This is a genomic window from Sphingomonas sp. URJC2 (assembly GCF_059803575.1).
Genome location: NZ_JAPFGX010000016.1, coordinates 1 through 26,113, shown reverse-complemented (window position 1 = coordinate 26,113; position 26,113 = coordinate 1). Strand labels below are relative to the sequence as shown.

Sequence of the window (26,113 nt, the reverse complement as noted above, 5' to 3'; positions counted from 1 at the left end):
GCCAAAAAAATCTCAGTATTTCTGCTGCCGTTCGTAAAGGGACTTATAATGCTGGATACGGGTGACGCGCAGTCCGGGCATCCCCGAACGGTCGACGGCCCGCTGCCAGGCAGCGAATTCCTCGACGGTGAGACCATAGCGCTCGCAGGCCTCGTCGACGGTCAGCAGGCCGCCATTGACGGCAGCCACGACCTCGGCCTTGCGGCGCACGACCCAACGGCTGGTGTTGGGCGGCGGCAGGCTGTCGAGGGTGAGCGACTCCCCGAGCGGGCCGATCACCTGGGCGGGGCGGATTCTCTGGTTCTCGATCATTTCTACCTCAAACAGGGCGGTTCTCGCCTCGATACGCAACGCTTGCCGGGCATAGGCCCAACAGGGTTCAGGAACGCTGAAACCGAAAGGTAAACCGCCTGGTCATGATCGGGCCTCCACGCGGAGCAGAGCAGCCACATCGCTGTTGAAACAACCGGTCGCGCCTGCGCCATTCGACCGGCCGGTGCCGAACAGGTGGACAAGACGTGCGCCGGCATCGCCGTCGCCCTGCGCGGCGGCAACGATCTGGGCGGTGCGGCTGGCCGACTGACGCGCCACCGCGACCGCGACCAAAGTCGCATAATCGGGTTGCGTCGCCCGCCGTGCCCGCCGTGCCAGCCCAAGATCGATTTCCACTGCGCCCGGTCCTGTTTTCTGTTCGTCGGGGGACGGCATAGACCGATCAGGGCTAAAGGGAGGTAAAGCCCGGTGCGTCCGTAAAACCACAATATGGCAAGCCTTTGCCGCTTGGCGACGGAACCGGGTGTGTCATTGTTTGGTCGCGGCACCGGGTGTTTTTGATTGGGAAGAACGGCACCGGCCCGCACCCCCACCCGGCCTCCCATAGCGTAACCTGCCGTTGGGAGGCCGGGTGGGGGTGTGGACCGGTGCCGCCCCTGCGCCGTGAGGCGCAGCACAAACAACACCACCCCCGCAAAACCCCCTGCATTCTCAAACGCGGCCCGAGCGCCTATATGCCGCGCCGATGACTGAAGGTGCAGATTTCCAGCTCGGCCCGGATTTGCGGGGCAAGCGCATCGTCGTCGCCATGTCGGGCGGCGTCGACAGTTCGGTCGTGGCGGCGCTTGCCGCGCGGTCGGGGGCCGAGACGATCGGCGTCACCTTGCAGCTTTACGATCATGGCGCGGCGGTCGGCCGCACCGGCAGCTGCTGCGCCGGGCAGGACATCCGCGACGCCCGCGCCGTCTGCGACCGACTGGGCATCGCGCATTACGTGTTCGATCATGAAAGCCGGTTCCGCGACAGCGTGATCGACCAGTTCGCCGACGAATATCTGGCCGGGCGCACGCCGATCCCGTGCGTGCGCTGCAACATGGGGGTGAAGTTCACCGACCTGTTCGGGCTGGCGCGGCAGCTGGGCGCGGACTGTCTGGCGACCGGCCATTATGTCCGCCGCGTCGTCGGGCCGGAGGGGGCAGAGCTGCACCGCGCGCTCGATCCGGCGCGCGACCAGAGCTATTTCCTGTTTGCGACCACGACCGAACAGCTCGATTTCCTGCGTTTCCCGCTGGGCGGCCTGCCCAAGCCCGAAGTGCGCGCGATCGCAGCCGAGCTGGGCCTTGGCGTCGCTATGAAGCCCGACAGCCAGGATATCTGCTTCGTCCCCGACGGCGATTATGCCGGGCTGGTGCGCAAGCTGCGCCCCGATGCCGACACGGCGGGCGAGATTGTCGATCTGGAAGGCCGGGTGCTCGGCCGTCATCCGGGCCTTATTCATTACACGGTCGGCCAGCGGCGCGGGCTGGAGATTGGCGGGCAAGCCGAGCCGCTTTACGTCGTCCGCCTCGACGCGGCGGCGCGCCGGGTGATTGTCGGCCCGCGCCGCGCGCTTGCGGTCGCCGCCGCGCAGCTGAGCGAGATCAACTGGCTGGGCGGCGGCTATACCGGGCCGGTCCATGCCAAGGTGCGGTCGATGGCCAAGCCCGCCCCGGCGCGGCTGGAGGGCGACCGGCTGGTGTTCGACGCCCCCGAATATGGCGTGTCGCCGGGCCAGGCGGCGGTGCTTTATGCCGGGGAGCGGGTGCTGGGCGGCGGCTGGATCGCGGCGACTGAAAGCGCGCTTGCCACCGCTGCCTGAACGGGCCGGCGAACCAAGCTAGGCCCGTTCGCGCCGGGCGACCAGATAAAGCGCCATCCCCGCCCCGCCGAGCACGCCCAGCACCTGCCAGCTGCCCGCCCCCGACTGGGCGGCGACCCAGCCGCAGGTGGCGATGCCGGCCAGGGTCAGCGCCCATATGCCCGCCCGGCCCGGCTCGGCGCGCGGCAGGGCGGCGATGCTGAGCGCATAGATGATCATCCGCGCGAGCACGCTTGCCACCGCCAGCCAGGCAAAGCCGCCGGTCAGCGCCAGCACGGCGATGAACGCGCCCATGAACCAGATCGACCGGGCGGGGGTCGCAAAGCGCGGATCGACGGCCGCGAACCAGCGCGGCAGCAGCCCGTCGCGCCCCATCGCATAGGTGGTGCGCGCGCTGCCGGTGACGCCCGCGGCGACATTGCCGGTGACCGAAGCGATGGCGGCGATGGTGAGCAGCAGCGCCCCGGCCTCCCCCCATACCGCGCGGCCGAACGCGATCATCGGCGCATCGCCCCCGGCCGCGCCCGCCGGGGCCGTGCCCATCACCGCCAGATAGGCGGCCTGGATGAGCGTATAGACCAGCGCCGTCAGCACCACCGTGCCGATCAGCGCGCGCGGCAGCGTGCGGCCCGGCCGCCGCGTCTCGCCCGCCGCAACCACGCTGTTTTCGAACCCGACAAAGGCATAAAGCGTCAGCAGCGCCGCCGCGTTGAGTTCGGCAAGCGGCGGCACCGCCGGCGGCACCGGCACCGACCGCAGCAACCCCGACAGGTCGGGCGCGGTCATGACGAGCGCCGCCAGCGCGAGCAGGACGAGCGGCGCGGCCTTGAGCAGCGTCATCGCATCGACCAGCCGCACCGCCCGGCGCACCCCGGCGACATTGACCGCGCAGACGAGCGCGATGACCGCCAGGATCAGCGCCGCGCGCACCGGCCCGGTGCCGAGCACCGGCCATAGCCCGGCCGCATAGGCCACCAGCACATTGAGATTGGCCGCGAGCGCCGTCGCCCGCGCGACATAATAGAGCCAGCCGGCCTGAAAGGCGACGAACGGCCCGAACGGTGCCGCATAGACGACCGGCCCGCCCGACAGCGGATGATGCCCGGCGATGCGCGCAAAGGGCAGCGCAATGACCAGCGCGAGCAGCCCGAACAGCGGAAAGGCAAACGGACTGAACGCGCCGAACCGTTCGGCCAGCGTCCCCGGCAGGACGAAAATCCCCGCCCCCACCAGCCCGTTAAACGCCAGAAACGCCGATCCCAGCAGCCCGATGTCGCGCCGCAACGCACCGTCGGCGGCCGAGCCGGTGCCGCTCAAAGCGCGAACAGCCCCTCGATCACCGTCACGCAGCCGCCGCCGAGCAGCACCCGGTCCCCGGCCAGCCGGCAGGCGACATGGCCGCCCCGTGCGCTGGCCTGGAACGCGGTGAACGCCTCGCGGCTCAGCCGTCTGGCCCAGAACGGGGTGAGCGCGGCATGGGCGGACCCGGTGACCGGGTCCTCGTCAATCCCGCACACCGGCACGAACACCCGGCTGACAATATCGGTCGCAGCACCGGGCGCGGTGGCAATCGCCATCACCCCGGTCGCGGCAAGGGCACGGAAATCGGGGGCAAGCGCGCGCACCGCCGCTTCGTCGGCAAGCAGCACGATCACCGCCGGCTCCGCCGCATCGCCTTCAGACTGGAAGGTCGCGGCCCCCGCCACGCCAAGTGCTGCTGCGACATCGGCGCGGTCATGCGGCACCACCGGCACCGCCGGCAGGTCGAGCCGGTAGCGGTCGCCGTCGCGCGCCACCGTCAGCACGCCGGCCTTGCGCGTGCGGAAACGCACCGCATCGCGCCCGTTCATCAGCACATGCCCCGCCGCCAGCGTCGCATGGCCGCACATCGCCACTTCGACCGCAGGGGTGAACCAGCGCAGCTCATAATCGGCATCGCCGGTCGCGGGGATGGTGAAGGCGGTTTCAGCGAGATTGTTCTCGTTGGCGATGGCCGCGAGCAGCGCATCGGGCAGCCAGGCGTCGAGCGGCATCACCGCCGCCTGATTGCCGGCAAAGCGCCGGTCGGCAAAGGCATCGACCTGGGTGAACGCCAGCCTCGTTCCGCTCATCGCTCCCGCATCTCCCGCAAATGTTCATCGGCCTGCCCGGCCCGGTCGATCTTGCCCTCCGGATCGAGGTGGATCAGCACCTCGGTATCCGGAAAGGCACGGGCAAGCCGCCCCTCCATCTCCTCGACCACATCATGCGCCTCGGCAATGGTCATCGCCGGATCGACCCAGACATGGAATTGCGCGAAATCCTGCATGCCGCTGGTGCGGGTGCGCAGATCGTGAATCCCCCGGAACGCCGGATGGTCGTTGGCAAGCGCGATAAAGGCGCGGCGCTTCGGTTCGGGCCATTCGCGGTCCATCAGCTGGTCGACGGCGGTGCGCGCCGCGGACCATGCGCCGCGGATCAACCACAGCGCAATCGCGATCCCGCCCAATGCATCGGCCCCGGACAGCCCGGCCCCGGCCTCAAGCGCAAGCGCGGCGATGACGCCCAGATTGAGCATCAGATCGGACTGGTAATGCAGATTGTCGGCGGCAATCGCCACCGATCCGGTGCGCCGGATCACCCGCCGCTGCACGGCAAGCAGCGCCGCCGTCACCCCGATCGCCGCCAGCGACACGCCGATCCCCCATTCGGGGCTGGCGGGCACGGCCCCCGCGACCAGCCGGTCGACCGCGCGCCAGCCAATGCCGGCGGCCGACACCGCGATCAGCCCGACCTGGGCGAGCGCGGCCAGCGCCTCCGCCTTGCCATGGCCGAAGCGGTGGTCATGATCGGCGGGAAGTGCTGCCAGCTGCACCGCCCAGAGCGTGATCAGCGACGCCGCCAGATCGAACCCGGTATCGGCAAGCGAGCCGAGCATCGCGACCGATCCGGTGCGCCATGCGGCAAAGCCCTTGAGCGCCAGCAGCAGCAGCGCCGCCGACACGCTGGCCAGCGCCGCCATGCGCGTCAGCCGCGCATAAGGGGCCGGATCACGGGCCGGATCGCTGGCCAGATCGCGCGCCGGCCCGGTCATGGATAGAGCAGCGACGTCCGCCAGCCATCGCCGTCGCGTTCGAACAGGCGGCGCTCGTGCAGCCGGTGGGCGCGGTCGAGCCAGAATTCGATCCTGAGCGGCGTGACCCGGTAGCCGCCCCAATGCGGCGGGCGGGGCACATCCTGCCCGTCGAACCGCGCGCGCGCGTCTTCATAGCGCGCCTCGAACGTCGCCCGGTCGGGCAGGGTCCGGGACTGGTCGGACGCCCAGGCGCCCAGCTGCGAATCGCGCGACCGGGAGGCGAAATAGGCATCCGATTCGGCGTCGCCGACGATCGACACCGGCCCTTCGATGCGGATCTGGCGGCGCAGCGATTTCCAGTGGAACAGCAGGGCCGCCTGCGCATTGACGGCCAGATCGCCGGCCTTGCGCCCTTCGCGGTTGGTGTAGAACACGAACCCGTCCGGCCCATGGCCCTTGAGCAGCACCATCCGCACCGCCGGCCGCCCCGCGGCATCGGCGGTCGCAAGCGCCATCGCGTTCGAATCGTTGATCTCGCTCGCTCGCGCCTCCTGATACCAGATGTCGAACAGGGCGAAGGGATCGGTGAGGGTTTCAAACGGGCTGGCCATGGCCCGGGCCTCTACGCCCGCCCCGCCCGAAATGCCAGCGCCGGGCGGGATCAGAGACCGCGCTTGCGCGCCTGCGGATAGCTGCCGAGCAGCCGCACCCATTTGGTGTGGAAGCGCAGCTCGTCGAGCGCGCGATCGACCGCCGGGTCGCCCGGCATGCCTTCGATATCGGCATAGAATTCGGTCGCCGCAAAGCTGCCGCCGCGCTGATAGCTTTCCAGCTTGGTCATGTTGACGCCATTGGTCGCAAAGCCGCCCAGCGCCTTGTAGAGCGCGGCGGGGATGTTCTTCACCTCGAACGTCAGGCTGGTCATCACCGGCACGCCCGCCGCCGGCACCCGCGCCTCGCACGCCAGCACGGTGAAGCGCGTCATGTTGTGCGGCGCATCGGCAATCGATTCGGCAAGCACGTCGAGCCCGTAGAGCGCGGCGGCAAAGCGCGGCGCGATGGCGGCGGCGCCGACCTCGCCCTGCTCAGCCACCAGCGCGGCGGCAGCGGCGGTGTCGGCATAGGGCACCGGCCGGATGCCGCGCGCGCGCAGCCATTGCCGGCTCTGCCCCAGCGCCTGAGGATGGCTGATCGCCTGCGTCACCGGCACCCCGGCGCGGCCGAGCAGGCACGGCTCGATGGGTAGGAAATGTTCATCGACAATCGCCAGCCCGGATTCGGGCAGCAGGAAATGAATGTCGGCCACCCGCCCGTGCAGCGAGTTTTCAATCGGGATCACGGCATGGCCGGCGCGGCCCTCGCGCACCGCCTCCAGCGCGTCTTCGAAGCTGAAACAGGGCAAGGGCAGCCCGTCGGGAAAATGGCCGAGCGCGGCCAGATGCGAATTCGCCCCCGGCGCGCCCTGAAAGGCGACGGCGCGCGCGGGATCGGCGGCGGCGGCGGCGGCCATTTCGGCCACAAGCCGTCGGGCGGGTTCGGGATAGCTCTGCACGGGGCGGGGGGTTAGGCAGTTTTGCCGCTTTTGTGAACCCAGACGCCCGCTTGCGGGCGGGCGCGTCTATTCTTAAAGGAACCGCGGCTTTTTAGAGGATCAGGAGCAACATGGACGACCGCAACAACACGATCGCCGGCTGGGTGCTGGGTGCCGGCATCGTGGCGCTGGGCGCCGGCATTGTCTCGAGCGAGCTGTTCAAGGCCGAACGGCCCGAGAAGATGGGTTATCCGATTGCCGGCGTCGTCGAGACGGGCGGCAGCGCGGCGGAAGCCGAGGAATCGATCGAGGCGCGCATGGCCAAGGCCGATCCGGCGGCGGGCGAAAAGAGCTTCGCCAAATGCGCGGCCTGCCATTCGATCAACAAGGGCGGCGCGAATGGCGTCGGCCCCAATCTGTGGGGCACGGTGGGCAGCAACCATGCCCATGTCGCCGGCTTCGCCTATTCGGATGCGCTCAAGGGCAAGAGCGGCCCGTGGGACTGGGCCAGCCTTGATGCCTGGCTGAAAAGCCCGCGCAAATATGCCGAAGGCACCAAGATGACCTTTGCCGGCATCGGCGACGGGCAGGAACGCGCCAATGTCATCGCCTATCTGAACGCGCAGAGCGATGCGCCCAAGCCGATGCCCGAGGCCCCGGCAGAAACAACCGATGACGCGGCGAGCGAGGAAGCAGCCGCCGAAGCGCCCGCCGAACTCAACGCGGCCGAGGCTCCGGCGGCAGGCGAATAAGCCCGCGCGCCCCGCGCCTGCTGATACAAAAAGGGCCGCGCCCGGGACGATCCGGGCGCGGCCTTTTTTTGCGCTCAAGGTCAGCGATCAGTCGGCAAACGGATCGCGGACGAGGATCGTGTCCTCGCGTTCCGGGCTGGTCGACACCAGTGCGACCGGGCACTGGATCAGTTCCTCGATGCGGCGGATATATTTGATCGCCTGCGCCGGCAGCTGCGCCCAGCTACGCGCGCCGGCGGTCGATTCGGACCAGCCGGGAATCTCTTCATAGATCGGCTCGACCGCCGCCTGATCGGCGGCATGGGCAGGGAAATGGTCGAGCACGCGCCCGCCCAGCCGGTAGCCGGTGCAGATGCGGATCGTCTCCAGCCCGTCGAGCACGTCGAGCTTGGTCAGCGCGATGCCGGTGACGCCCGACACCGCGACCGACTGGCGGACGAGCACGGCATCGAACCAGCCGCAGCGGCGCTTGCGCCCGGTGACGGTGCCGAACTCATGCCCGCGCTCGCCCAGCCGCTGGCCGATTTCGTCCTGCAGCTCGGTCGGGAACGGGCCGGAGCCGACGCGCGTCGTATAGGCCTTGGCGATGCCGAGCACGAAGCCGACCGCCGACGGCCCCAGCCCCGATCCGCCGGCCGCGGTGCCGGCAATGGTGTTGGAGCTGGTGACGAACGGATACGTGCCGTGATCGACATCGAGCAGCACGCCCTGCGCGCCTTCGAACAGGATGCGCCGCCCGCGCCGCCGCGCCTCGTTGAGCGTCAGCCAGACCGGGCGGGCAAAGGCGAGCACGAAATCGGCAATGCCGCGCAGTTCATCGAGCAACGCCGCACGGTCGATCGGCGGCTCGCCAAACCCGGCGCGCAGCGCGTCATGATGCGCGGTCAGCCGGTCGAGCTGCGGCCCCAGATCGTCGAGATGCGCCAGATCGCACACCCGGATCGCGCGCCGGCCGACCTTGTCCTCATAGGCCGGGCCGATGCCGCGCCGGGTGGTGCCGATCTTGCCCGCGCCGCTCGCATCCTCGCGCAGCGCATCGAGATCGCGGTGAAAGGGCAGAATCAGCGCGCAATTATCGGCGATCATCAGCGTGTCGGGGGTAACGGCGACACCCTGACCGCGCAGCTTGTCGACTTCGGCCCGGAGCGCCCAGGGATCGAGCACGACGCCATTGCCGATCACCGACGGCGTGCCGCGCACAATGCCCGACGGCAGCAAGGACAGCTTGTAGACATTCTCGCCGATGACGAGCGTGTGGCCGGCATTGTGGCCGCCCTGAAACCGCACGACCAGATCGGCGCGCTCGGCAAGCCAGTCGACGATCTTGCCCTTGCCCTCGTCGCCCCACTGAGCGCCGATCACCGCCACATTCGCCACGCTTCATCCTCCCGCAGACCCGGCGTCGCCTAGAGAAGCCCGCCCGCCGGGTCCAGCCTCTTTGCTCCCCCCGGCACCGTGCAGGCGACAGCGCCATGCCCCCGCGCTATGATGGCGCGGATGGCAGGTGGGGCGATGGACGGGCGGATGGACTGGATCAGCCTGATCGTGGCGGCGGCGCTGCTGCTGGGCGCGACGCCCAATATCGCTGCCCGGACCGGCGAGGCGCGGCTGGTCACGGCCCCGCTCGCGCTCACCCGCATCGGCTATGGCCCCGACCCGCGCCAGACCATCGGCCTGTTCCGGCGCGGCAGGGAGACGATGCCGCTGATCGTCTATCTGCATGGCGGCGGATGGAACGCCGGGACGCCGGCAGCGGGCGAAGGCAGCCAGGCCGAACATTTCACCCGCACCGGCCATGCCTATGCGACCATCGGCTACCGCTTTGTCGGGACGGCGCGGGTCGAGGATCAGCTGGCCGAGATTGCGGGCGCGATCGCGCGGCTGGCGCGGATGCCGGGGATCGACGGCCGCCGGATCGTGCTGATCGGCCACAGCTCGGGCGGGCATCTGGCGGCGATGCTGGGCGCCGACCCGCAATGGCTGGAGCGCGCGGGCGTCCCGCTGGGGGCGGTGCGCGGGGTCGTGCTGCTCGATCCGGCGGCGCTCGACGTCACCGCGGTGTTGGGGCGCGGCGCGCGCGGCGGGGCGATCGATGCGTTTTTCCGCCCCGCATTCGGCGACGATCCGGCGCGGCAATGGGCGCTGTCGCCGCTGGCGCATGCCGCCGCGCCCAATGCCGCGGGCTGGCTGATGCTGCACGATGTCGCCAATCCCGGCAGCGGCTGGCAATGCCGCGCGCTGGCGCGCGATCTGGTGCGCGCGGGAGCAGGCCCGGTCTATGTCCAGCCCATTGCGGGAACCAGCCATGTCCGGCTGAACGACGAGATTGGCAGGCCGCTCGACCCCGCGACCGCGCAGATCGACGCGTTTCTGGATCAGCTGCCGGGCGGCTGAACGATCCGGCGGGTCAGCCGAGCGCCACCGCGCCCGCGCCCTCCAGCCGGTGCGAACAGCCAAGCGCGCGCGCATCGCAGCGCGCATCGAGCGCGGCGACCGTCGACCAGCCCTGCGCCCGCATCGCCTCGGCCGCCGCCGGATCATGGCCGAGCGGCAGGAACAGCCGGTGATCGGCGGCGGTGCGCGCCACCCGCTCGATCAGCGGATCGGGATAGATTGAGAACCCGACCGCCGGCTCCTCGCACCCGGTGTCGCTCAGGATCGTATAGGTGCCGCCGCGCCCGATTTCGCCCGCCAGCCCGTCGACGAACAGTGAGAAGCCAAGCCAGCTCTGATATTCAAAGCCATGCCGCTCGGTCGGATCGAGGGTGATCTGCGCCGCCCCGCCGATGCGCGCGGCAATCTGTTCGAGCGCGGCCAGCCTGGTGGCGAGCGCGCCGCCGCCATCGATGGCGCGCAGCCGCGCGACCGCCTCGGCAAAGGGTCCGGCCGCCTCGATCAGCGGCAGATAGGCCTGCGCCCCCGCCGCCACCAGCCCGCCGGCATCCTTGGCATCGAGCAGGCAGCGCACCCGCGCGACATCTGCCGGGGCAAGTGGCAGCGGCCCGGCGGCCAGCACATCGACCAGATCGGGCAAGGTCAGGTCGATGGTGATGCGCGGCGCGCCCGCCGCCGCCAGCGCCTCGATGGCGACCATGGCGATTTCGGCCGCCGCCGCCGCCGAATCGCGGCCGATCAGTTCGGCGCCCAGCTGGGTCATTTCGCGTTCGGGGCGCAGCTGGGTCGCGCGCAGCTTCATCACCGGCCCGCCATAGCTGAGCCGCAGCGGCCGCGCGCGGTGCGCCATGCGCGTGGTGGCGATGCGCCCGACCTGGGTGGTGATGTCGGGGCGCAGCGCCAGCGTGCGCTGCGACACCGGATCGACGACGCGCAGCAGATCGCGCGCCGAGGCCGATTTCAGCCGGCCGACCAGCGATTCCTCGAACTCCGCGAGCGGCGGCGCGACCCGTTCATAGCCATGGCCGGCAACCGCATCGAGCGCGGCGCGCAGGATCGCGGCGGCGGCTTCGGCTTCGGGCGGCAGGCGGTCGCGCAGACCTTCGGGAAGAAGAGCGTGGGTCATGTCGGTCGGTCTCGGCTGGGCGGGCGCGCCGGATGCGGTCAGGCCCGGCGGCCGGAATGCCCGCCGCTCTAGTGCGACGGGCGGGGTTCGACAAGCCGCCGACACCCCGCCCGCATTTCGCCCGTCCCGGGCCTCAGCCGAAGTTGAGCGCCATCACCTTGCGCACGCCCGGCAGGCCGCGCAGCGCCGCCAGCAGCGCCTCGCCGACCGCGCTGTCGAGCGACAGCAGCAGCACCGCCTCGCCCCCCGCCGCGCGGCGGCCGAGATGGAAGGTGCCGATATTGACCCCCGCATCGCCAAGCGCGGTGCCGATCCGGCCGATAAAGCCCGGCGCATCCTCGTTCACGACATAGAGCATATGGCCGGCGAGATCGGCCTCGACCTTGATGCCGAACAGCTCGACCAGCCGGGGATTGCTGTCGCCGAACAGCGTGCCGGCGACCGATTTTTCCCCCTCGCTGGTGCGCACCGACACGCGCAGCAGCGTGTGATAATCGCCCTCCCGGTCGTGGCGGACCTCGCGCACATCAAGGCCGCGTTCCTTGGCGAGGAACGGCGCGTTCACCATGTTCACCGTGTCCGAATAGACGCGCATCAGCCCGGCAAGCACCGCGCCGGTGATCGGCTTCTGGTTGAGATCGGCGGCCGCGCCCTCGACCTCGATCGCAATGCCCGACAGCGCGTCATGCGCAAGCTGGCCGACCAGGCTGCCCAGCTTTTCGGCCAGCGCCATATAGGGCCGCAGCCGGGGCGCATCCTCGGCCGAGACCGAGGGCATGTTGAGCGCGTTGGTGACCGCGCCGGTCAGCAGATAGTCCGACATCTGTTCGGCGACCTGGATCGCGACATTGATCTGCGCCTCGCTGGTCGATGCGCCCAGATGCGGGGTCGAGACAAAGCCCGGCGTGCCGAACAAGGGCGAGGCGGTGGCCGGTTCCTCGACAAACACGTCGAGCGCGGCCCCCGCGACATGGCCCGAATCGAGCGCATCCTTGAGCGCGGCTTCATCGATCAGCCCGCCGCGCGCGCAGTTAACGATGCGCACGCCCTTTTTGGTCCGCGCCAGATTCTCGCGCGACAGGATGTTGCGCGTCTGGTCGGTCAGCGGGGTGTGCAGGGTGATGAAATCGGCGCGCGCCAGCAGCTCGTCCAGCGTCACTTTCTCCACGCCCAGTTCGCGCGCGCGCTCGACCGACAGGAACGGGTCGAAGGCGATGACCTTCATCTTGAGGCCGATGGCGCGATCCGCGACGATCGACCCGATATTGCCGCAGCCGATCAGCCCCAGCGTCTTGGCGGTCAGCTCGACCCCCATGAAGCGGTTCTTTTCCCATTTGCCGGCCTGGGTGGAGGCATCGGCCTCGGGCAGCTGGCGGGCGAGCGCGAACATCAGCGCGATCGCATGTTCGGCGGTGGTGATCGAATTGCCGAACGGCGTGTTCATGACGACGACGCCGCGCGCCGAGGCGGCGGGAATGTCGACATTGTCGACGCCGATGCCGGCGCGGCCGACCACCTTCATCCGGGTGGCGGCGGCGAGCACATCCTTGGTCACCTTGGTGGCCGAACGGATGGCAAGACCGTCATAATCGCCGATGATCGCGATCAGCTCGTCCCGGCTGAGGCCGGGGCGTTCATCGACGGTGATGCCGCGTTCGCGGAAGATCGCGGCGGCGCGGGGATCCATTTTGTCGGAAATCAGGACTTTGGGCATGGGTCATGGCCTTTGCAGGGGGGACGCCAGGGGAAACGCGGCGAACAGGGGGGATAAGGGCAGGCAGGATGCAGGCGCGGCCGGTCGCCGCGCCCGCAGGTCAGGGGCGCAGCTGCGCCCAGGCCCAGTCGAGCCAGGGGCCGAGCGCGACGATATCGGCGGTGTCGACCGTCGCCCCGCACCAGATGCGCAGGCCCGGCGGCGCGTCGCGATAGCCGGCAATATCATAGGCCGCACCTTCGGCCTCGAGCAGCCCGGCGAGCTTCTTGACCAGCGCGGCCTGCCCGGCCTCGTCCAGCCCGGCGACGGCTGAATCGGCAAACTTCAGGCACACCGAAGTGGTCGAGCGCGTGGCCGGATCGACCGCCAGATGATCGAGCCAGGGCCGGGCGGCGACGATGTCGTCGAGCGCGGCGGCATTGGCATTGGTGCGCGCGATCAGCGCATCCAGCCCGCCCAGCCCGTCGGCCCATTCGAGCGCGAAGATATAATCCTCGACCGCCAGCATCGACGGGGTGTTGATCGTCTCGCCGGTGAAAATGCCCTCGATCAGCTTGCCGCCCTTGGTCATGCGGAAGATCTTGGGCAGCGGCCAGGCCGGGACATGGCTTTCCAGCCGCTCGACCGCGCGCGGGCCGAGGATCAGCACGCCGTGTCCGCCCTCGCCGCCCAGCACCTTCTGCCAGCTATAGGTGCAGACATCGATCTTGTCCCAGGGCAGGTCCATCGCGAACACCGCGCTGGTCGAATCGGCGATGGTCAGCCCCTGCCGGTCGGCGGGGATCCAGTCGCCATCGGGCACGCGCACGCCCGAGGTGGTGCCATTCCAGGTAAAGATGACGTCATGGCTGAAATCGACCCCGCCCAGATCGGGCAGCGCGCCATAGGGCGCCTTGAGGACGGTCGGATCGAGGCGCAGCTGCTTGACCGCATCGGTCACCCAGCCTTCGCCAAAGCTTTCCCAGGCAAGGAGCGTCACCGGCCGCGCGCCGAGCAGCGACCACATCGCCATTTCGACCGCGCCGGTATCCGAGGCGGGGACGATGCCGATCCGGTGGGTGTCGGGAACGCGCAGGATCTTGCGCGTCAGGTCGATCGCATGCGCGAGCCGTGCCTTGCCGAGCTTCGACCGGTGCGAGCGGCCAAGCACATCGGTCGCCAGCCGGTCGGTCGACCAGCCGGGAGGCTTGGCGCAGGGGCCGGACGAGAAAAAGGGGCGGGCCGGGCGTTCCGCGGGCTTGTCGGCAGCGGCGGGACGGAGTCCGGGCGTCGGGGCAGTGTCGGTCACAGTCATAAACTCTCCTCGCAGAGAGCACGCGCCGCGTTGGGACGGCGTGGCCCACGACCGGCCTTAGAGGCAAAGCGGGGGAAGTCAATCCGGCGATGCCCCCGCACCCGCGCCGCCATACCGGCGCGAAACTGCGGCCGGGCGCGGCAACCATGCTTGGCGCGGGCCGCTTTCGGGCCGATAAACAGCGTCATGCGCGGTCTTGGGGCACGAACTGGGGTGGCATTGCTGTGCATGGCCGTTGCCGGCTGTGCGGGCGGCGACCGCGCGGCGCGGCGCGACCCGGCGGCACCGGCGCGCCCGTCGGGCATCGATTCGCCGGAGATCCGCCAGTGCCTTGCCGATCTGGCGACGGTCGGCGCGCGGGTGACGCCCTTGCCCGACCGCGATCATGGCCAGGGCTGTTCGGCCTATGGCAGCGTCCGGCTCGACCAGGCGAGCGTGCCGGTGTCCAATCTCGGCCCGATGCGCTGCCCGCTCGCCCGCGCCTTTGCCGGCTGGCTGCGCCACGGCGTCGGCGCGGCGGCGCGCGTCTATTTCGGCACCGATCTGGCGCGGGTCGAAAGCTATGGCAGCTATGCCTGCCGCAACATCAACGGCGCACAGGCCGGCCGGCGTTCCGAACATGCCCAGGCCAATGCCGTCGACATCGCCGCCTTCGTCCTTGCCGACGGGCGGCGGATCAGCATCAAGGCGGACTGGCGCTCGTCCGATCCGCAGGTGCGCGCATTCATGGCCGCGATCCACGCGTCGGCGTGCAAGCGCTTCGCGACCGTGCTCGGCCCCGATTACAACGCGCTCCACGCCGATCATCTGCATCTCGACATGGGCCGGGGTCCGTTCTGCCGCTGAGCGTGTCGGCGCCGCCGGCCTTTGCCTTTGGCGCGCCGGGTCGCTACATGCCCGGGATGACAGACACTCGCGTTCCCTCCCGCGTCTTCCCGCCGGCCTCTGAGGAGGCGGAAGCCGCCCGGCACTTCACCCAGACCCCGCAGACCGCGCACCCCGCCTATCGGCTGGCGTTCCAGGATCATGAGTTCCTGCTGCGCGAGGATCTGCGCCCGGTGCGCTTCCAGCTCGAACTGCTGAAGCCCGAGCTGCTGCTCGACGAAGCCGGGATCGGCTCGACCTTCGTGTTCTATGGCTCGGCCCGCATTCCCGAGCCGGACAAGGCGGCGGCGCTGCTCGACAAGGCGACCGACGCGCGCAGCCGCGCCATCGCCGAGCGGCTGGCGGCCAAGGCCCGCTATTACGAGGTCGCGCGCGAGCTGGCGCGCCTTGCCAGCGGCACCCCCGCCGACACGTCCGGCCGGCACCAGTTCGTCGTGTGTTCGGGCGGCGGCCCGTCGATCATGGAAGCCGCCAATCGGGGCGCGCAGGATGTCGGCCGGGAATCGGTCGGCCTCAACATTGTGCTGCCGCACGAACAGACGCCCAACCCCTATGTGACGCCGGGGCTGAGCTTCCAGTTCCATTATTTCGCGCTGCGCAAGATGCACTTCCTGCTGCGCGCGCGCGCGGTCGCGGTGTTCCCCGGCGGCTTCGGCACGTTCGACGAATTCTTCGAGCTGCTGACGCTGATGCAGACCGGCAAGGTGCAGCCGATCCCGGTGCTGCTCTATGGCCGCGAGTTCTGGGACAAGGTGATCAACTTCGAAGCGCTCGCCGATGAAGGCGTGATCGCCCACAAGGATCTGAGCCTGTTCCACTATGTCGAAACGGCCGAAGAAGGCTGGGAGTTTGTCTGCAACTGGTGGCGCGGCGACTGCTGAGCCCCGGTGACGCCGGGCGGCCGCGCTGGCTGCCCTGCTCATACCTCCCGCCCCGCCTCCCCACCCGGCCACCAATGATACCATCAGGCTATGGTGGCCGGGTGGGGAGGCGGGGCGGGAGGTGCATGGGTTCGCATTAGCGCAACCTGATATCAGCGCCCGGTCTGGGCGCGGTGCAGCAGCTTCTGATCGGCCAGCACCAGCGCCATCATCGCCTCTACGACCGGCACGCCGCGAATGCCGACGCACGGATCATGCCGCCCGCGCGTCGCGATCTGCGTCGCATCGCCGGTCGGCGTCACCGTGTCGACCGGGGTCAGGATCGAGCTTGTCGGCTTGAACGCGACGCGCAGCCTGACCGGCTGGCCGGTGGCGATGCCGCCGGCAATCCCGCCGGCATGGTTGCTGGCAAAGACGGGCAGCCCATCCGGCCCGGGGCGCATCGCATCGGCATTGCCCTCCCCGCTCAGCCGCGCGGCGGCAAAGCCGTCGCCGATCTCGACGCCCTTGACCGCGTTGATCGACATCATCGCCCCCGCCAGCTCGGCATCGAGCTTGGCATAAAGCGGCGCGCCCCAGCCGGCGGGCACGCCCACCGCCTCGCACGTCACCACCGCGCCCAGCGACGATCCCGCCTTGCGCGCGGCATCGACCATCGCCTCCCAGCGCGCCGCCGCCGCCGCATCGGGGCAGAAAAACGGATTGGCGTCGATCTCAGCATCGTCGAACGCGGTCGCGGCATCGCCGCCCAGTTCGCTCACCCAGGCGCGGATGCGCACTTCGGGGATGACGAGCCGGGCGACCGCGCCCGCCGCCACCCGCGCCGCCGTCTCGCGCGCCGAGGAACGGCCGCCGCCGCGCGGATCGCGCAGGCCGTATTTGGCGTCATAGGCATAATCGGCATGGCCGGGGCGATAGGCGCGGGCGACCTCGGCATAATCGCGCGAGCGCTGGTCGACATTCTCGATCATCAGGCTGATCGGGGTGCCGGTCGTCCGCCCCTCATAGACGCCCGACAGGATCCGCACCGCATCCGGTTCCTGCCGCTGGGTGGTGAAGCGCGACTGGCCCGGCCGCCGCCGGTCGAGCCAGGGCTGGATATCGGCTTCGGCCAGCGCCAGCCCGGGCGGGCAGCCATCGACCACCGCGCCCAGCGCCAGGCCATGCGATTCGCCCCAGCTGGTGAACCGGAACATCCGCCCGAAGCTGTTGACGCTCATCGTCCTCGCCCGCCGCCGCTCAGGCCAGCGCGATGTCGGGCGCGTCCTCGGCCTTCATGCCGATGACGTTGTAGCCGGCATCGACATGATGCGTCTCGCCGGTGACGCCCGAGGCGAGGTCGCTGAGCAGATACAGCCCCGCCCCGCCGACATCCTCGATGGTCACGTTGCGGCGCAGCGGCGCGTTCAGCTCGTTCCACTTCATGATGTAGCGGAAATCGCCGATGCCCGAGGCGGCCAGCGTCTTGATCGGCCCGGCCGAGATCGCGTTGACGCGGATATTCTCCGGCCCCAGATCCATCGCCAGATATTTGACGCTGGTCTCAAGCGCCGCCTTGGCCACGCCCATGACATTGTAATGCGGAATGACCTTTTCCGCGCCATAATAGCTGAGCGTCAGCAGCGACCCGCCCTCGGGCATCAGCGCGCGCGCGCGCCGCGCCACCGCGACAAAGCTGTAGGCGCTGATGTTCATCGTCAGCAGGAAGTTGTCGAGGCTGGTGTCGACGAACTTGCCGCGCAGCTCGTTCTTGTCGGAAAAGCCGATCGCATGGACGACGAAATCGATCGTCGGCCAGCGCGCGGCGAGCGTCGCGAACGCCTGATCGAGCGCGGCCATGTCCGACACATCGCAGTCGATCAGGAAATCCGAACCCAGCTGCTCGGCAAGCGGGCGGACGCGCTTTTCCAGCGCCTCGCCCTGATAGGAAAAGGCCAGCTCGGCGCCGGCTTCGCTCAGCTTGCGGGCAATGCCCCATGCCAGCGAACGGTCATTGGCAAGGCCCATGATGAGCCCGCGTTTGCCATGCATCAGACCAGTCACATATCGTCCTTTGGCTGCGTCAAAGCGGCTCCCCTTAGCGCGTCTTGCGGAACTTCCGCCAGTGCGGCGTTCAGATGGGCGGCAAACACCACGCCCAGCCCGAGGGCGAAGAAATAGACGAGCGCGATGATCACCCCGGCCAGGCTGCCATAGGTCAGGTCATAGCCGCCGAGCAGGCTGAGCAGGCGCGGCAGCAGCGCGGTGACCATCAGCCACCAGATGGCGATGAAAGCCGGCCCCGGCCATTTGCGGCAGCCGGCCCGAAAGGCCCCCGGCGTCATCACATAGAACAGCAGATAAAAGGCCGCGAAGATCACCAGCCCCGGCACCGCGCGCGACACGCTGAGCAGCCAGACCAGCCCCTGATCGGCAAAGGGCAGCCAGCGGAGGATCAGCTGTTCCGCAAGCGTCAGCGCCGCCTGCAGCAGGAACGACATCAGCACCAGCAGCACGGCCGCCAGCGTGATCGCCGTATAGCGCAGCCGCGCCATCCAGAAGGTCGCGGTCGAACGCACGCCATAAGCGCGGTAGAGAATGTCCTTGAGCGTCGCGATGAAGCCGCCGACGCTCCACAGCCCCGCCAGCGCGCCGATCCACAGCAGCTCGCCGCTGCGCGCGCCCAGCACCTCGGCAATCGGCTGCCGCAGCGTCGCGGCGACCGCCGGCGGCACCTGCCCCAGAAACTGGGCGATCGCCGCGCGCGTGGCGGCATCGCGGCCCAGCGCCTCGCCGATCGCGGCGAGCATGATGAAGAACGGGAACAGCGTGAGCAGCGTCAGATAGGCGATGTTGCCGGCATGGATGAAACCGTCGTTCCAGATCCCCGACGCCGCCCGCGCCAGCACAATGCGGACGCGCGATCCGGGGCCGAGCCGGGCAAGCGTGCGGTCGACATGCTGGCCGGCGCGCACCAGCCGGCGGCGGCGCGCCTCGGGCGTTTGCGGGGCCGGTGCCTCGGCACGCTCGATCTCCGCCCCGGCCTCCATGCCCGGCTAGACGCCCAGCGCGCCGCGCGGGTTGCGCCGCCCCGTCTCCCAGCCTTCGACAAACGCCTTGAGCTCGGCATCGTCGGCGGGAAGGTGGATCATCAGCGTGACCAATTGGTCGCCGCGCTCGCCGCCCTTTTTGTGAAAGCCCTTGCCCTTCAGCCGCAGCACCCGGCCCGAGCTGGACCCGGCGGGAATGGCGAGCATCACCGCGCCATCGACGGTCGGCACCTTGACCTTGGCGCCTTCGACCGCCTCGGTGAGCGTGACCGGCAGGTCGAGCCGGACATTGTCGCCGTCGCGGGTGAAGAAGCGGTGCGGCTGAATCTCGACGGTCACCATCGCATCGCCCGGCCCGCCCGGCCCTGGCTCGCCCTTGCCAGCAAGGCGCATCTGGGTGCCGGTCTCGACGCCGGCCGGCAGTTTCAGGTCGATGGTCTTGCCATCGCCGAGCGTGATCCGCTGCGGCTTCAGGATCGCGGCATCCTCGAACGGCACCTGCAACCGGTAGGACAGGTCGCCCCCCTTGGCCGGGGGCGTCGCGCGGCCGCCAAAGCCGCGGGTGAAGCCGCCGCCCATGCGGCCGAACAGCCCTTCGAAAATATCGCCGAAATCGCCGCTGTCGCCGCCGAACCCGGCCTGGCCATTGCCCGGACGGAAGCCGCCCCGGCCCGGCCCATAGCCAAAGGGCTGGGCCGGATTGCCGTCGGCATCGATCTCGCCGCGGTCGAACCGGGCGCGCTTGTCCTTGTCGCCCAGCAGGTCATAGGCGGCGGTCACCTGCGCGAACCGCTCGGCCGCCTTGGGGTTGTCGCTGTTGCGGTCGGGATGCAGCTCCTTGGCGAGCGTGCGATAGGCCTTTTTGATCTCGGCCTCGCTCGCGCCGCGCGCCACGCCCAGCACCGAATAGGGATCACCCGCCATCTGTTTTCCTGCCGTCCTTCCGCGCGTCAGATAATCAAATGTTGCATTTTTGCAACACAAACATGGGCCGCCGGGGCCGCCCCGGCAAGTCCTTCAGCCGCCATGATCGAGCCACCAGCGGAACAGGCTGTGGGCGATGGCATAGGGCGGCGGGGCGATGAACGGCGCATCCGCCGTCCCTCCCGCGCCCGCGGCCATCGCGGCGGCAACCCCAGCCCGGTCGACCCAGAAGGCGTCTTCCAGCTCGTCGGTGTCGAGCACCAGATCGGGCGCGTCGGCGGTCGCCACGCACGCCATCATCAGCGACGAGGGAAATGGCCAGGGCTGGCTGGTCACATAGCGGACATTGCGCACGCGGACGCCCGCTTCCTCCCACAGCTCGCGCGCAACGGCTTCCTCGATGCTCTCACCCGGTTCGACAAAGCCGGCCAGCGCCGAATAGCGCCCCTTAGGATAGCGCGGCTGGCGGCCGACCAGCACCCGCCCGTCATGTTCGGCGAGCATGATGACCACCGGATCGACGCGCGGATAGCTTTCGGTGCCGCAGGCATTGCAGGTGCGGCCCCAGCCGGCGCGGACGATGCGGCTGTCGCCGCTGCCGCAGCGCGCGCAGAAGCGGTGGCGCAGATGCCAGTCGATCAGGCTGCGCGCGGCGGCATAGGTCGCCGCCTCGGCCGAGGGCAGCAGATCGAGCATCCGGAAAATCGCCGGCGACCGCGTCGCCGCATCGGGCAGGCCGTAATCGAGCGCGACGAAATGCGGCCGCCCGTCAATCAGGCCGAGCAGCAGCAGCTCAGCCGCCTCATCGGCCTCGGCCAGGCTGCCCCAGTCGAGCAGCCCGTCGGGCGACAGCACCGGATCGATCCCGTCAAGGCGCAGCAGCCGCGCCCGCCAGTCGGCCATCGCGCCGGCCAGCGCCTCGGCATCGGCGCGCAGCCGGTCCGCCCGGTCGAGCGGGGAGCCGGTAAAGCCGGGCTGAAGGTTAAAGGGTGTCAGCATCACAGTCCTTCATAGACGGCGGCGATCAACTCGCGCGTGAAGCGGTGGCGGGTATCGGGCATATATTGGGCAAAGCCGCTGGCGCGCACGCCGCGCGCCCGGTCGACAAAGGCGACCGTCGCCGCCGCGCCGCCCCAGCCGAACGTCCCCGGCCCCGAACCCAGACCGACGGTTGCCGGCGTCGCGGCGAGCGTGACCCGACCGCCCGCGCCGAACCCCTGCCCGGCGACATTGGTGCCGGCGGTCGACGCGCCTTCGGGCAGCAGGTTCGACATGGCGCGGCGCGCGGTATCGGGCTGCATCACCCGCACATCGCCGATCGCGCCCTCGCCCGCCAGCATCTGCAGGAACCGGTCATAATCGCGCGGGCTGCTGACCAGCCCCGATCCGCCAAAGGGAAAGGCCGGGGGCGCGGCGAACACGCTGGTCCGCCCGCCATCGATCGGCAGCTCGCCCCGGTCGGTCAGATAGTAATTGGTCACCAGCCGCGGCAGCTCTGCCTCCGGCACCGAGAAGAAGGTGCTGGTCATCCCCAGCGGGCGGAACAGCCGCGCGTCCAGAAACGCATCGAAGCGCATGCCCGAGGCCAGCTCGATCACCCGCCCGAGCAGGTCGAGCGACACCGAATAGCTCCAGCGCGTGCCCGGATCGGCGATCAGCGGCAGCGTCGCCAGCCGGTCGGCAAACTCGGCCAGGCTGGGCGCGGGCACGACATCGGGCTGGTCGGGCAGCTTCAGCCGGGTGACGGCAAACGGCGTCAGGCCAAGGCGGAAATAGGCGTCGCGCAGCGGCCCCTTGGTGACGATGGTATAGCCTAAGCCCGCCGTGTGGGTGAGCAGATGCCGGACGGTGATCGGCTCCTGCGCCGGGCGGCTGTCCAGCCCCGCCGCCGGATCGGTCAGCACGCGCGGGCTGGCAAAGCCGGGGATGAAATCGGCGATATTCTGGTCGAGCGCCAGCCGCCCGTCCTCGACCAGCATCATCGCCGCGATCCCGGTGATCGGCTTGGTCATCGAATAGATGCGGTAGAGCGTATCCGGCCCGACCTCCGCCGCAGACCCGCGCGCCAGCGTCCCCGCGCTCAGAAAATAAGCGGCCCCGGTGCCGCGCGCGACGGCGGCGGCGGCCCCGGGCAGCGTCTTCTGCCCGACATAACGGCCGATGAGCGCATGGACGCCGCGCCAGACGGCGGGCACTGGTTCGGGCGCGGCAAAGGCCGGCCCGGCCCAGCCCGCCGCCAGCGCCCCTGCGCCCAGTCGGGCCGCGCCGCCCAGAAAGCCGCGCCGGTCGACCACATTCCAACCAGCCATGTTCCGGTCAGGCGCGTTCGCCATCATCATCCCCTTGTTCTTTCCCCGTGACGGCCAGCCCCTTGATGGCCAGCCGGGCGGCCTTGGCGAACAGGCTGGGCAGGCCCGCCCGGTCCAGTTCGGCGAGCGGCCACCATTCCCCGCCCGGCGGCGGCGCGCAACGGCTGTCGAGCCGCGCCACCGCCACGTCGAGGTCGAGCGAGAAATGCGTGAACACATGGCGCACCGGGGCCGCAAGCAGCATCCAGCGCGCGGCAAATGGCGCCTGCGCCAGCCGCGCGCCAGCCTCAGCCGGGTCGCCCCAGTCGCTCACCGGCAGCGCGCGCATCCCGGCCAGCAGCCCCTTTGGCGGCCGCCGCACCAGCAGCAGATCATCCCCGGCGGTGGCGAAAAACCCGATGCCGTGGCGATGCGGGCGCACCGGCTTTGCGGCGCGCACCGGATAGGCCGCCGGATCACCGGTCGCGGCAGCGGCGCAGGCCGGGCGCACCGGGCACAGCGCACAGGCCGGGTTGCGCGGCGTGCAGATGGTCGCGCCCAGATCCATCATCGCCTGCGCATAATCGCCGGGCCGCGCCGCCGGGGTCAGCCGGGCGGCATGATCGCGGATCGCCTGCCTGGCCTCGGCGACCGGCCGGTCGAGCGCGAACAGCCGCGCGATCACCCGTTCGACATTGCCGTCGACCACGGTCGCCGCCTCCCCGAACGCGATCGCGGCAATCGCCGCTGCCGTATAGGGACCGATCCCCGGCAGCGCGCGCAGCCCCTGCTCGGTCGCCGGAAACGCGCCGCCATGATCGGCCACCACCCTCCGCGCACAGGCGAGCAGGTTGCGTGCCCGCGCATAATAGCCAAGCCCCGCCCATGCCGCCATCAGCTCGGCATCCTCGGTCGCGGCCAGATCGAAGACGGTCGGCCAGCGGGCGGTGAAGCGCGCGAAATAGGGCGCGGCCGCCGCCACCGTCGTCTGTTGCAGCATGATTTCCGACAGCCACACCCGATAGGGATCGGGCGGCGGCGCGCCCGGCGGGCTGCGCCAGGGCAGGCGGCGGGCATGGCGGTCATACCAGGCAAGAAGATCGGGCGCGATCACGCCCCGGCTTTAGGCGGGTGGACGCTCGCGGGAAAGCTGTGGCAAGGATCGGGCGATGAGCGGTCGCAAACCGAAACAGGGGGATGGACGCGCGTCCGGGCGGGAGCAGGAGGCTCCGCGCGGCGGGCGGCCGCGCGCGGTGGCGGAAATGCTTCCCGCGATCGGCCGCGCCTCGTTCCGGCGGTTCGGCTTTGTCCAGCATGCCGTGGTCAGCCGCTGGGCCGAAATCGTCGGCGCGCGCTATGCCGATGTCTCGGCCCCCGAATCGATCCGCTTTCCGGCCGGGCAGCGCGCCGGCGGGGCGCTGACGCTGCAGGTGGCGAGCGCGCATGCGCCGATGCTCCAGCATGTGATCCCCGAAATCATCGCGCGGGTGAACCGGTTCTTCGGCTATCCGGCAATCGACCGGGTGGTGCTGCGTCAGGGCATGACGCCGCGCCCGCGCCGCGCGCCTGCACCGGCCGCCGCCGCGCCGCCGGCCGAAATCCCCGTCGATCTGGGCGACAGCCTGCGCGCGGTCGGCGATCCCGAGCTGCGCGCAGTGCTCGAACAGCTGGCGCGCGGCATTGCAAATGGCGACAGGCTGGCGGTCGCCGGCAAGGTGAAGGCATGATGATGCGGCGTTTTGTACCCCTGATCGGCATGGCGCTGCTGGCCGCAGCACCCGTCACCCCGGCCCAGACCGCCCCCGCCCGGGCCAACCCCGCCCGCACCGCCCCCGCCCGAACCGACTGGGCGGCACGCGTCACCGTCACCCCTTCGGGCAGCTATGTGCGCGGCAACCCCGATGCGCCGCGCAAGCTGGTCGAATATGCCAGCTATACCTGCGATCATTGCGCGCATTTCTCGGCCGAGGCCGCGACCCCGCTCGCCCGCGCGATTGCCGGCGGCAAGGTGAGCGTCGAGTTCCGCCACGCGCTGCGCGACCGGCTCGATCTGACGGCGGCCCTGCTCGCCCGCTGCGCCGGGCCGGCGCGCTTCTTTGCCGCCAGCGAAGCGATCTTTGCCGAGCAAAAGGCATGGATCGACCGCACCATCGCCTATGAACAGGCCGAGCGCCCGGCGCTCGAGGCCGCCAGCCCGGTCGAGCGCATCCGCATGACCGCGCGGGCGTCGGGCCTCACGGCACTCATCGCCCGGTTCGGCGTGCCGGCCGAACGCGCCAATGCCTGTCTGGCCGATGCGGCGCAGCAAAAGCTGCTGATCGATCAGGCCAATGAGGCGTGGAGCGAGCGCAAGATTCCCGGCACCCCCCATTTCATCCTGAACGGGGCGGCGCTCCCGGCCAATGACTGGCCGGGCATCGCCCCGCTCCTGTCCAAGTAACGGAGAGACTGACCATGCGTGTTGTCCTGATGCTCGGCGCGGCGGCGCTGGCCCTGTCTGCGTGCAGCCAGAGCGCCGACAATGGATCGGCCGCCGCCAATGGCAGCGCCGCCGCCCCCGCGACCGGCGCGGCCGCGATCCCGCCGCCCGCCGGCAAGGAATGGAGCGATGTCGTCACCGCCCTGCCCGAAGGCGGGATGCGCATGGGCAATCCGGATGCGCCGGTGAAGCTGGTCGAATATCTGTCGCTCACCTGCCCGCACTGTGCCGAATTCGCAGGCGAAGGCTTTGAAAAGCTGCGCGACCAATATGTGAAAAAGGGCACGGTCAGCCTTGAACTGCGGAACTATGTCCGCGACCCGATCGACATGACGCTGACACTGGTGTCGCGCTGCGGCGGGCCGGAGCCGTATTTCGCGATGACCGAACAGGCGCTCGCCACCCAGAACGAGATTTTCGACCGCGCGCAAAAGGCCGATCAGGCCGCCGTGCAGGCGCTGCAATCCCAGGCCCCGGCGCAGCAATTCCAGGGCCTTGCCCGGCTGCTCGGCTTTGACGCCTTTGCCCGCCAGCGCGGCATTGCCGAAGCGCGGCTGGACCAGTGCCTTGCCGACAAGGCGATGACCGACCAGCTGATCGCGATGCAGAAGACCGCCAATGACGAGCTGAAGATCCCGGGCACCCCGGCCTTTTTCCTCAACGGCCAGCTGCTCGAGGCGACCGGCACCTGGGAACAGCTGGAACCCAAGCTGAAGGCCGCCGGGGCCTGAGCGTCGCTGCCCCGGCACCGGGATGGCGGGACCGGCCGGGGCGGGGGGAGCTGAGATGCGCTTCACCGGCCTGAAGCTTGTCGGTTTCAAGAGCTTTGTCGAACCCGCCGAGCTGCGCATCGAGCCGGGGCTGACCGGCATTGTCGGCCCCAATGGCTGCGGCAAATCGAATCTGCTCGAGGCGCTGCGCTGGGTGATGGGTGAAGGATCGGCCCGGTCGCTGCGCGGCGGCGGCATGGACGATGTCATCTTCGCCGGCACCCAGCAGCGCCCGGCGCGCGACTTTGCCGAGGTGCAATTGTTCGCGCGCGGCGGGCCGGGCGGCGAGGATGACGAGATCGAGATCGTCCGCCGGATCGAGCGCGGGGCCGGCTCCGCCTATCGGCTCAACGGCCGCGATGTGCGCGCGCGCGACGTGGCGCTGCTGCTTGCCGATGCGGCGACCGGCGCGCATTCGCCGGCGCTGGTCAGCCAGGGGCGGATCGGCGCGGTGATCGCCGCCCGCCCGGTCGAGCGCCGGGCGATGCTGGAGGAAGCCGCGGGCATTGCCGGGCTGCACGTCCGGCGCAAGGATGCCGAGCAGAAGCTGCGCGCGACCGAGGCCAATCTGGTGCGGCTGGGCGAGATGATCGCCGATATGGAGGGGCGGACCGGCCAGCTGCGCCGTCAGGCGCGCGCCGCCGAACGCTATAGGGCGATTTCGGCCGACATCACCCGCGCCGAAGCGCGGATGATCTATGCCCGCTGGCGCGACGCGGCGGCAGCGGCAGAGGCCGCGCGCGCCGAGGCCAAAGCCGCCGAAGAGCGGGTGGCGGTGCTGGCCGAGGCGCAGCGCGATGCCGCCGCCGCAAGCGGAGCCGCCGCCCGCCAGCTGGCCGAGGCGCGCAGCGCGGTCGAGC

Annotated in this window: 27 protein-coding genes; 9 read left to right on the top strand and 18 right to left on the bottom strand. The window is 70.0% G+C overall.

The annotated features are described in order from the left end of the window. Positions 1-12: 12 nt before the first annotated feature. The gene (sciP, locus tag OPU66_RS07915) at positions 13-312 is read right to left on the bottom strand and encodes a CtrA inhibitor SciP (RefSeq protein ID WP_160591625.1); all 300 of its coding nucleotides are present in this window, start codon (positions 310-312) and stop codon (positions 13-15) included. Between the two features lie 102 nt (positions 313-414). Then, positions 415-669: a hypothetical protein gene (locus OPU66_RS07910; protein ID WP_160591627.1), complete on the bottom strand. Its 255-nt coding sequence runs from the start codon at positions 667-669 to the stop codon at positions 415-417. Between the two features lie 349 nt (positions 670-1,018). Between OPU66_RS07910 and mnmA the strand changes: the two genes are divergently transcribed. Continuing rightward, positions 1,019-2,131, top strand: a complete 1,113-nt coding sequence (gene mnmA, locus OPU66_RS07905) for a tRNA 2-thiouridine(34) synthase MnmA (protein ID WP_498553079.1) — start codon at positions 1,019-1,021, stop codon at positions 2,129-2,131. Between the two features lie 18 nt (positions 2,132-2,149). Here the strand turns inward: mnmA and OPU66_RS07900 are convergent, their stop codons facing one another. From OPU66_RS07900 to OPU66_RS07880, 5 genes are read right to left on the bottom strand one after another with little or no spacing between them, the layout of a single operon-like run. Next, positions 2,150-3,448: an APC family permease gene (locus OPU66_RS07900; RefSeq protein ID WP_498553078.1), complete on the bottom strand. Its 1,299-nt coding sequence runs from the start codon at positions 3,446-3,448 to the stop codon at positions 2,150-2,152. Further along, positions 3,445-4,242, bottom strand: a complete 798-nt coding sequence (locus tag OPU66_RS07895) for a PhzF family phenazine biosynthesis protein (RefSeq protein ID WP_498553076.1) — start codon at positions 4,240-4,242, stop codon at positions 3,445-3,447. The genes OPU66_RS07900 and OPU66_RS07895 overlap by 4 nt, the downstream gene beginning before the upstream one ends. Next, complete coding sequence (locus OPU66_RS07890) at positions 4,239-5,204, bottom strand: cation diffusion facilitator family transporter (RefSeq protein WP_498553074.1); 966 nt, start codon at positions 5,202-5,204, stop codon at positions 4,239-4,241. The genes OPU66_RS07895 and OPU66_RS07890 overlap by 4 nt, the downstream gene beginning before the upstream one ends. Next, positions 5,201-5,797, bottom strand: a complete 597-nt coding sequence (gene pdxH / locus OPU66_RS07885) for a pyridoxamine 5'-phosphate oxidase (protein ID WP_498553072.1) — start codon at positions 5,795-5,797, stop codon at positions 5,201-5,203. The genes OPU66_RS07890 and pdxH overlap by 4 nt, the downstream gene beginning before the upstream one ends. A gap of 50 nt (positions 5,798-5,847) precedes the next feature. Then, positions 5,848-6,738 (bottom strand): prephenate dehydratase, encoded by an 891-nt coding sequence (locus OPU66_RS07880; protein WP_498553070.1) that lies wholly within the window; start codon positions 6,736-6,738, stop codon positions 5,848-5,850. A 110-nt stretch (positions 6,739-6,848) separates the two neighbouring features. Here OPU66_RS07880 and OPU66_RS07875 point away from each other — a divergent pair, with 110 nt between their 5' ends. Continuing rightward, complete coding sequence (locus tag OPU66_RS07875; RefSeq protein ID WP_498553069.1) at positions 6,849-7,469, top strand: c-type cytochrome; 621 nt, start codon at positions 6,849-6,851, stop codon at positions 7,467-7,469. 87 nt (positions 7,470-7,556) lie between these two features. Here OPU66_RS07875 and OPU66_RS07870 read toward each other — a convergent pair whose 3' ends face one another. Continuing rightward, positions 7,557-8,846 (bottom strand): adenylosuccinate synthase, encoded by a 1,290-nt coding sequence (locus OPU66_RS07870; protein ID WP_498553067.1) that lies wholly within the window; start codon positions 8,844-8,846, stop codon positions 7,557-7,559. Between the two features lie 108 nt (positions 8,847-8,954). Between OPU66_RS07870 and OPU66_RS07865 the strand changes: the two genes are divergently transcribed. Further along, a complete protein-coding gene (locus OPU66_RS07865) occupies positions 8,955-9,863 on the top strand; it encodes an alpha/beta hydrolase (RefSeq protein WP_498553065.1) in 909 nt (302 codons plus the stop codon). Between the two features lie 13 nt (positions 9,864-9,876). Here OPU66_RS07865 and OPU66_RS07860 read toward each other — a convergent pair whose 3' ends face one another. The 3 genes from OPU66_RS07860 to OPU66_RS07850 form a co-directional block, all read right to left on the bottom strand. Continuing rightward, positions 9,877-10,989 (bottom strand): ATP phosphoribosyltransferase regulatory subunit, encoded by a 1,113-nt coding sequence (locus OPU66_RS07860; RefSeq protein ID WP_498553064.1) that lies wholly within the window; start codon positions 10,987-10,989, stop codon positions 9,877-9,879. A gap of 133 nt (positions 10,990-11,122) precedes the next feature. Beyond that, positions 11,123-12,703: a phosphoglycerate dehydrogenase gene (serA, locus tag OPU66_RS07855; RefSeq protein WP_498553063.1), complete on the bottom strand. Its 1,581-nt coding sequence runs from the start codon at positions 12,701-12,703 to the stop codon at positions 11,123-11,125. A 100-nt stretch (positions 12,704-12,803) separates the two neighbouring features. Next, on the bottom strand, positions 12,804-13,997 hold the full coding sequence (locus OPU66_RS07850; protein WP_498553061.1) for a phosphoserine transaminase: 1,194 nt from the start codon (positions 13,995-13,997) through the stop codon (positions 12,804-12,806). 186 nt (positions 13,998-14,183) lie between these two features. On the opposite strand from OPU66_RS07850, the gene OPU66_RS07845 reads away from it, so the two are divergent. Then, positions 14,184-14,843: an extensin family protein gene (locus OPU66_RS07845; protein WP_498553059.1), complete on the top strand. Its 660-nt coding sequence runs from the start codon at positions 14,184-14,186 to the stop codon at positions 14,841-14,843. Positions 14,844-14,899: 56 nt separating this feature from the next. Next, complete coding sequence (locus OPU66_RS07840; RefSeq protein ID WP_498553058.1) at positions 14,900-15,763, top strand: LOG family protein; 864 nt, start codon at positions 14,900-14,902, stop codon at positions 15,761-15,763. Between the two features lie 152 nt (positions 15,764-15,915). Here OPU66_RS07840 and aroC read toward each other — a convergent pair whose 3' ends face one another. From aroC to mutY, 7 genes are all read right to left on the bottom strand, one after another. Beyond that, positions 15,916-16,983 carry a chorismate synthase gene (gene aroC / locus OPU66_RS07835; RefSeq protein WP_498553057.1) on the bottom strand — a complete coding sequence of 356 codons (1,068 nt, stop codon included), beginning with the start codon at positions 16,981-16,983 and terminating at the stop codon, positions 15,916-15,918. A 19-nt stretch (positions 16,984-17,002) separates the two neighbouring features. Next, complete coding sequence (gene fabI / locus OPU66_RS07830; protein ID WP_498553056.1) at positions 17,003-17,806, bottom strand: enoyl-ACP reductase FabI; 804 nt, start codon at positions 17,804-17,806, stop codon at positions 17,003-17,005. Continuing rightward, positions 17,803-18,792, bottom strand: coding sequence for a YihY/virulence factor BrkB family protein (locus tag OPU66_RS07825; RefSeq protein WP_498553055.1), 990 nt, complete (start codon positions 18,790-18,792; stop codon positions 17,803-17,805). The genes fabI and OPU66_RS07825 overlap by 4 nt, the downstream gene beginning before the upstream one ends. A gap of 6 nt (positions 18,793-18,798) precedes the next feature. Beyond that, positions 18,799-19,716 (bottom strand): DnaJ C-terminal domain-containing protein, encoded by a 918-nt coding sequence (locus tag OPU66_RS07820; protein ID WP_498553054.1) that lies wholly within the window; start codon positions 19,714-19,716, stop codon positions 18,799-18,801. A gap of 93 nt (positions 19,717-19,809) precedes the next feature. Next, positions 19,810-20,715 carry an NAD(+) diphosphatase gene (gene nudC, locus OPU66_RS07815; protein ID WP_498553053.1) on the bottom strand — a complete coding sequence of 302 codons (906 nt, stop codon included), beginning with the start codon at positions 20,713-20,715 and terminating at the stop codon, positions 19,810-19,812. Further along, entirely contained in the window at positions 20,715-22,025 is a 1,311-nt protein-coding gene (locus OPU66_RS07810; RefSeq protein ID WP_498553052.1) for a serine hydrolase domain-containing protein, read from the bottom strand. Before OPU66_RS07810 ends, nudC begins: the two co-directional genes overlap by 1 nt. Before the next feature lie 7 nt (positions 22,026-22,032). After that, positions 22,033-23,118 (bottom strand): A/G-specific adenine glycosylase, encoded by a 1,086-nt coding sequence (mutY, locus tag OPU66_RS07805; RefSeq protein ID WP_498553051.1) that lies wholly within the window; start codon positions 23,116-23,118, stop codon positions 22,033-22,035. Between the two features lie 55 nt (positions 23,119-23,173). Here mutY and OPU66_RS07800 point away from each other — a divergent pair, with 55 nt between their 5' ends. The 4 genes from OPU66_RS07800 to OPU66_RS07785 all read left to right on the top strand — a co-directional run. After that, entirely contained in the window at positions 23,174-23,731 is a 558-nt protein-coding gene (locus OPU66_RS07800; RefSeq protein ID WP_498553050.1) for a DUF721 domain-containing protein, read from the top strand. Continuing rightward, on the top strand, positions 23,728-24,444 hold the full coding sequence (locus tag OPU66_RS07795; RefSeq protein ID WP_498553049.1) for a DsbA family protein: 717 nt from the start codon (positions 23,728-23,730) through the stop codon (positions 24,442-24,444). Before OPU66_RS07800 ends, OPU66_RS07795 begins: the two co-directional genes overlap by 4 nt. A 14-nt stretch (positions 24,445-24,458) precedes the next feature. Continuing rightward, positions 24,459-25,214, top strand: coding sequence for a thioredoxin domain-containing protein (locus OPU66_RS07790; protein WP_498553047.1), 756 nt, complete (start codon positions 24,459-24,461; stop codon positions 25,212-25,214). 55 nt (positions 25,215-25,269) lie between these two features. Then, on the top strand, positions 25,270-26,113 hold an 844-nt coding region (locus OPU66_RS07785), incomplete at its 3' end, for an AAA family ATPase (protein ID WP_498553046.1).

Bases quoted from the DNA above. Each gene is read 5' to 3' on its own strand.
- sciP (WP_160591625.1), bottom strand. From the start codon at position 312: ATGATCGAGAACCAGAGAATCCGCCCCGCCCAGGTGATCGGCCCGCTC.
- mnmA (WP_498553079.1), top strand. From the start codon at position 1,019: ATGACTGAAGGTGCAGATTTCCAGCTCGGCCCGGATTTGCGGGGCAAG.
- OPU66_RS07895 (WP_498553076.1), bottom strand. From the start codon at position 4,242: ATGAGCGGAACGAGGCTGGCGTTCACCCAGGTCGATGCCTTTGCCGAC.
- OPU66_RS07890 (WP_498553074.1), bottom strand. From the start codon at position 5,204: ATGACCGGGCCGGCGCGCGATCTGGCCAGCGATCCGGCCCGTGATCCG.
- pdxH (WP_498553072.1), bottom strand. From the start codon at position 5,797: ATGGCCAGCCCGTTTGAAACCCTCACCGATCCCTTCGCCCTGTTCGAC.
- OPU66_RS07875 (WP_498553069.1), top strand. From the start codon at position 6,849: ATGGACGACCGCAACAACACGATCGCCGGCTGGGTGCTGGGTGCCGGC.
- OPU66_RS07865 (WP_498553065.1), top strand. From the start codon at position 8,955: ATGATGGCGCGGATGGCAGGTGGGGCGATGGACGGGCGGATGGACTGG.
- OPU66_RS07860 (WP_498553064.1), bottom strand. From the start codon at position 10,989: ATGACCCACGCTCTTCTTCCCGAAGGTCTGCGCGACCGCCTGCCGCCC.
- serA (WP_498553063.1), bottom strand. From the start codon at position 12,703: ATGCCCAAAGTCCTGATTTCCGACAAAATGGATCCCCGCGCCGCCGCG.
- OPU66_RS07850 (WP_498553061.1), bottom strand. From the start codon at position 13,997: ATGACTGTGACCGACACTGCCCCGACGCCCGGACTCCGTCCCGCCGCT.
- OPU66_RS07845 (WP_498553059.1), top strand. From the start codon at position 14,184: ATGCGCGGTCTTGGGGCACGAACTGGGGTGGCATTGCTGTGCATGGCC.
- OPU66_RS07840 (WP_498553058.1), top strand. From the start codon at position 14,900: ATGACAGACACTCGCGTTCCCTCCCGCGTCTTCCCGCCGGCCTCTGAG.
- aroC (WP_498553057.1), bottom strand. From the start codon at position 16,983: ATGAGCGTCAACAGCTTCGGGCGGATGTTCCGGTTCACCAGCTGGGGC.
- OPU66_RS07825 (WP_498553055.1), bottom strand. From the start codon at position 18,792: ATGGAGGCCGGGGCGGAGATCGAGCGTGCCGAGGCACCGGCCCCGCAA.
- OPU66_RS07820 (WP_498553054.1), bottom strand. From the start codon at position 19,716: ATGGCGGGTGATCCCTATTCGGTGCTGGGCGTGGCGCGCGGCGCGAGC.
- nudC (WP_498553053.1), bottom strand. From the start codon at position 20,715: ATGCTGACACCCTTTAACCTTCAGCCCGGCTTTACCGGCTCCCCGCTC.
- OPU66_RS07810 (WP_498553052.1), bottom strand. From the start codon at position 22,025: ATGGCTGGTTGGAATGTGGTCGACCGGCGCGGCTTTCTGGGCGGCGCG.
- OPU66_RS07800 (WP_498553050.1), top strand. From the start codon at position 23,174: ATGAGCGGTCGCAAACCGAAACAGGGGGATGGACGCGCGTCCGGGCGG.
- OPU66_RS07795 (WP_498553049.1), top strand. From the start codon at position 23,728: ATGATGATGCGGCGTTTTGTACCCCTGATCGGCATGGCGCTGCTGGCC.
- OPU66_RS07790 (WP_498553047.1), top strand. From the start codon at position 24,459: ATGCGTGTTGTCCTGATGCTCGGCGCGGCGGCGCTGGCCCTGTCTGCG.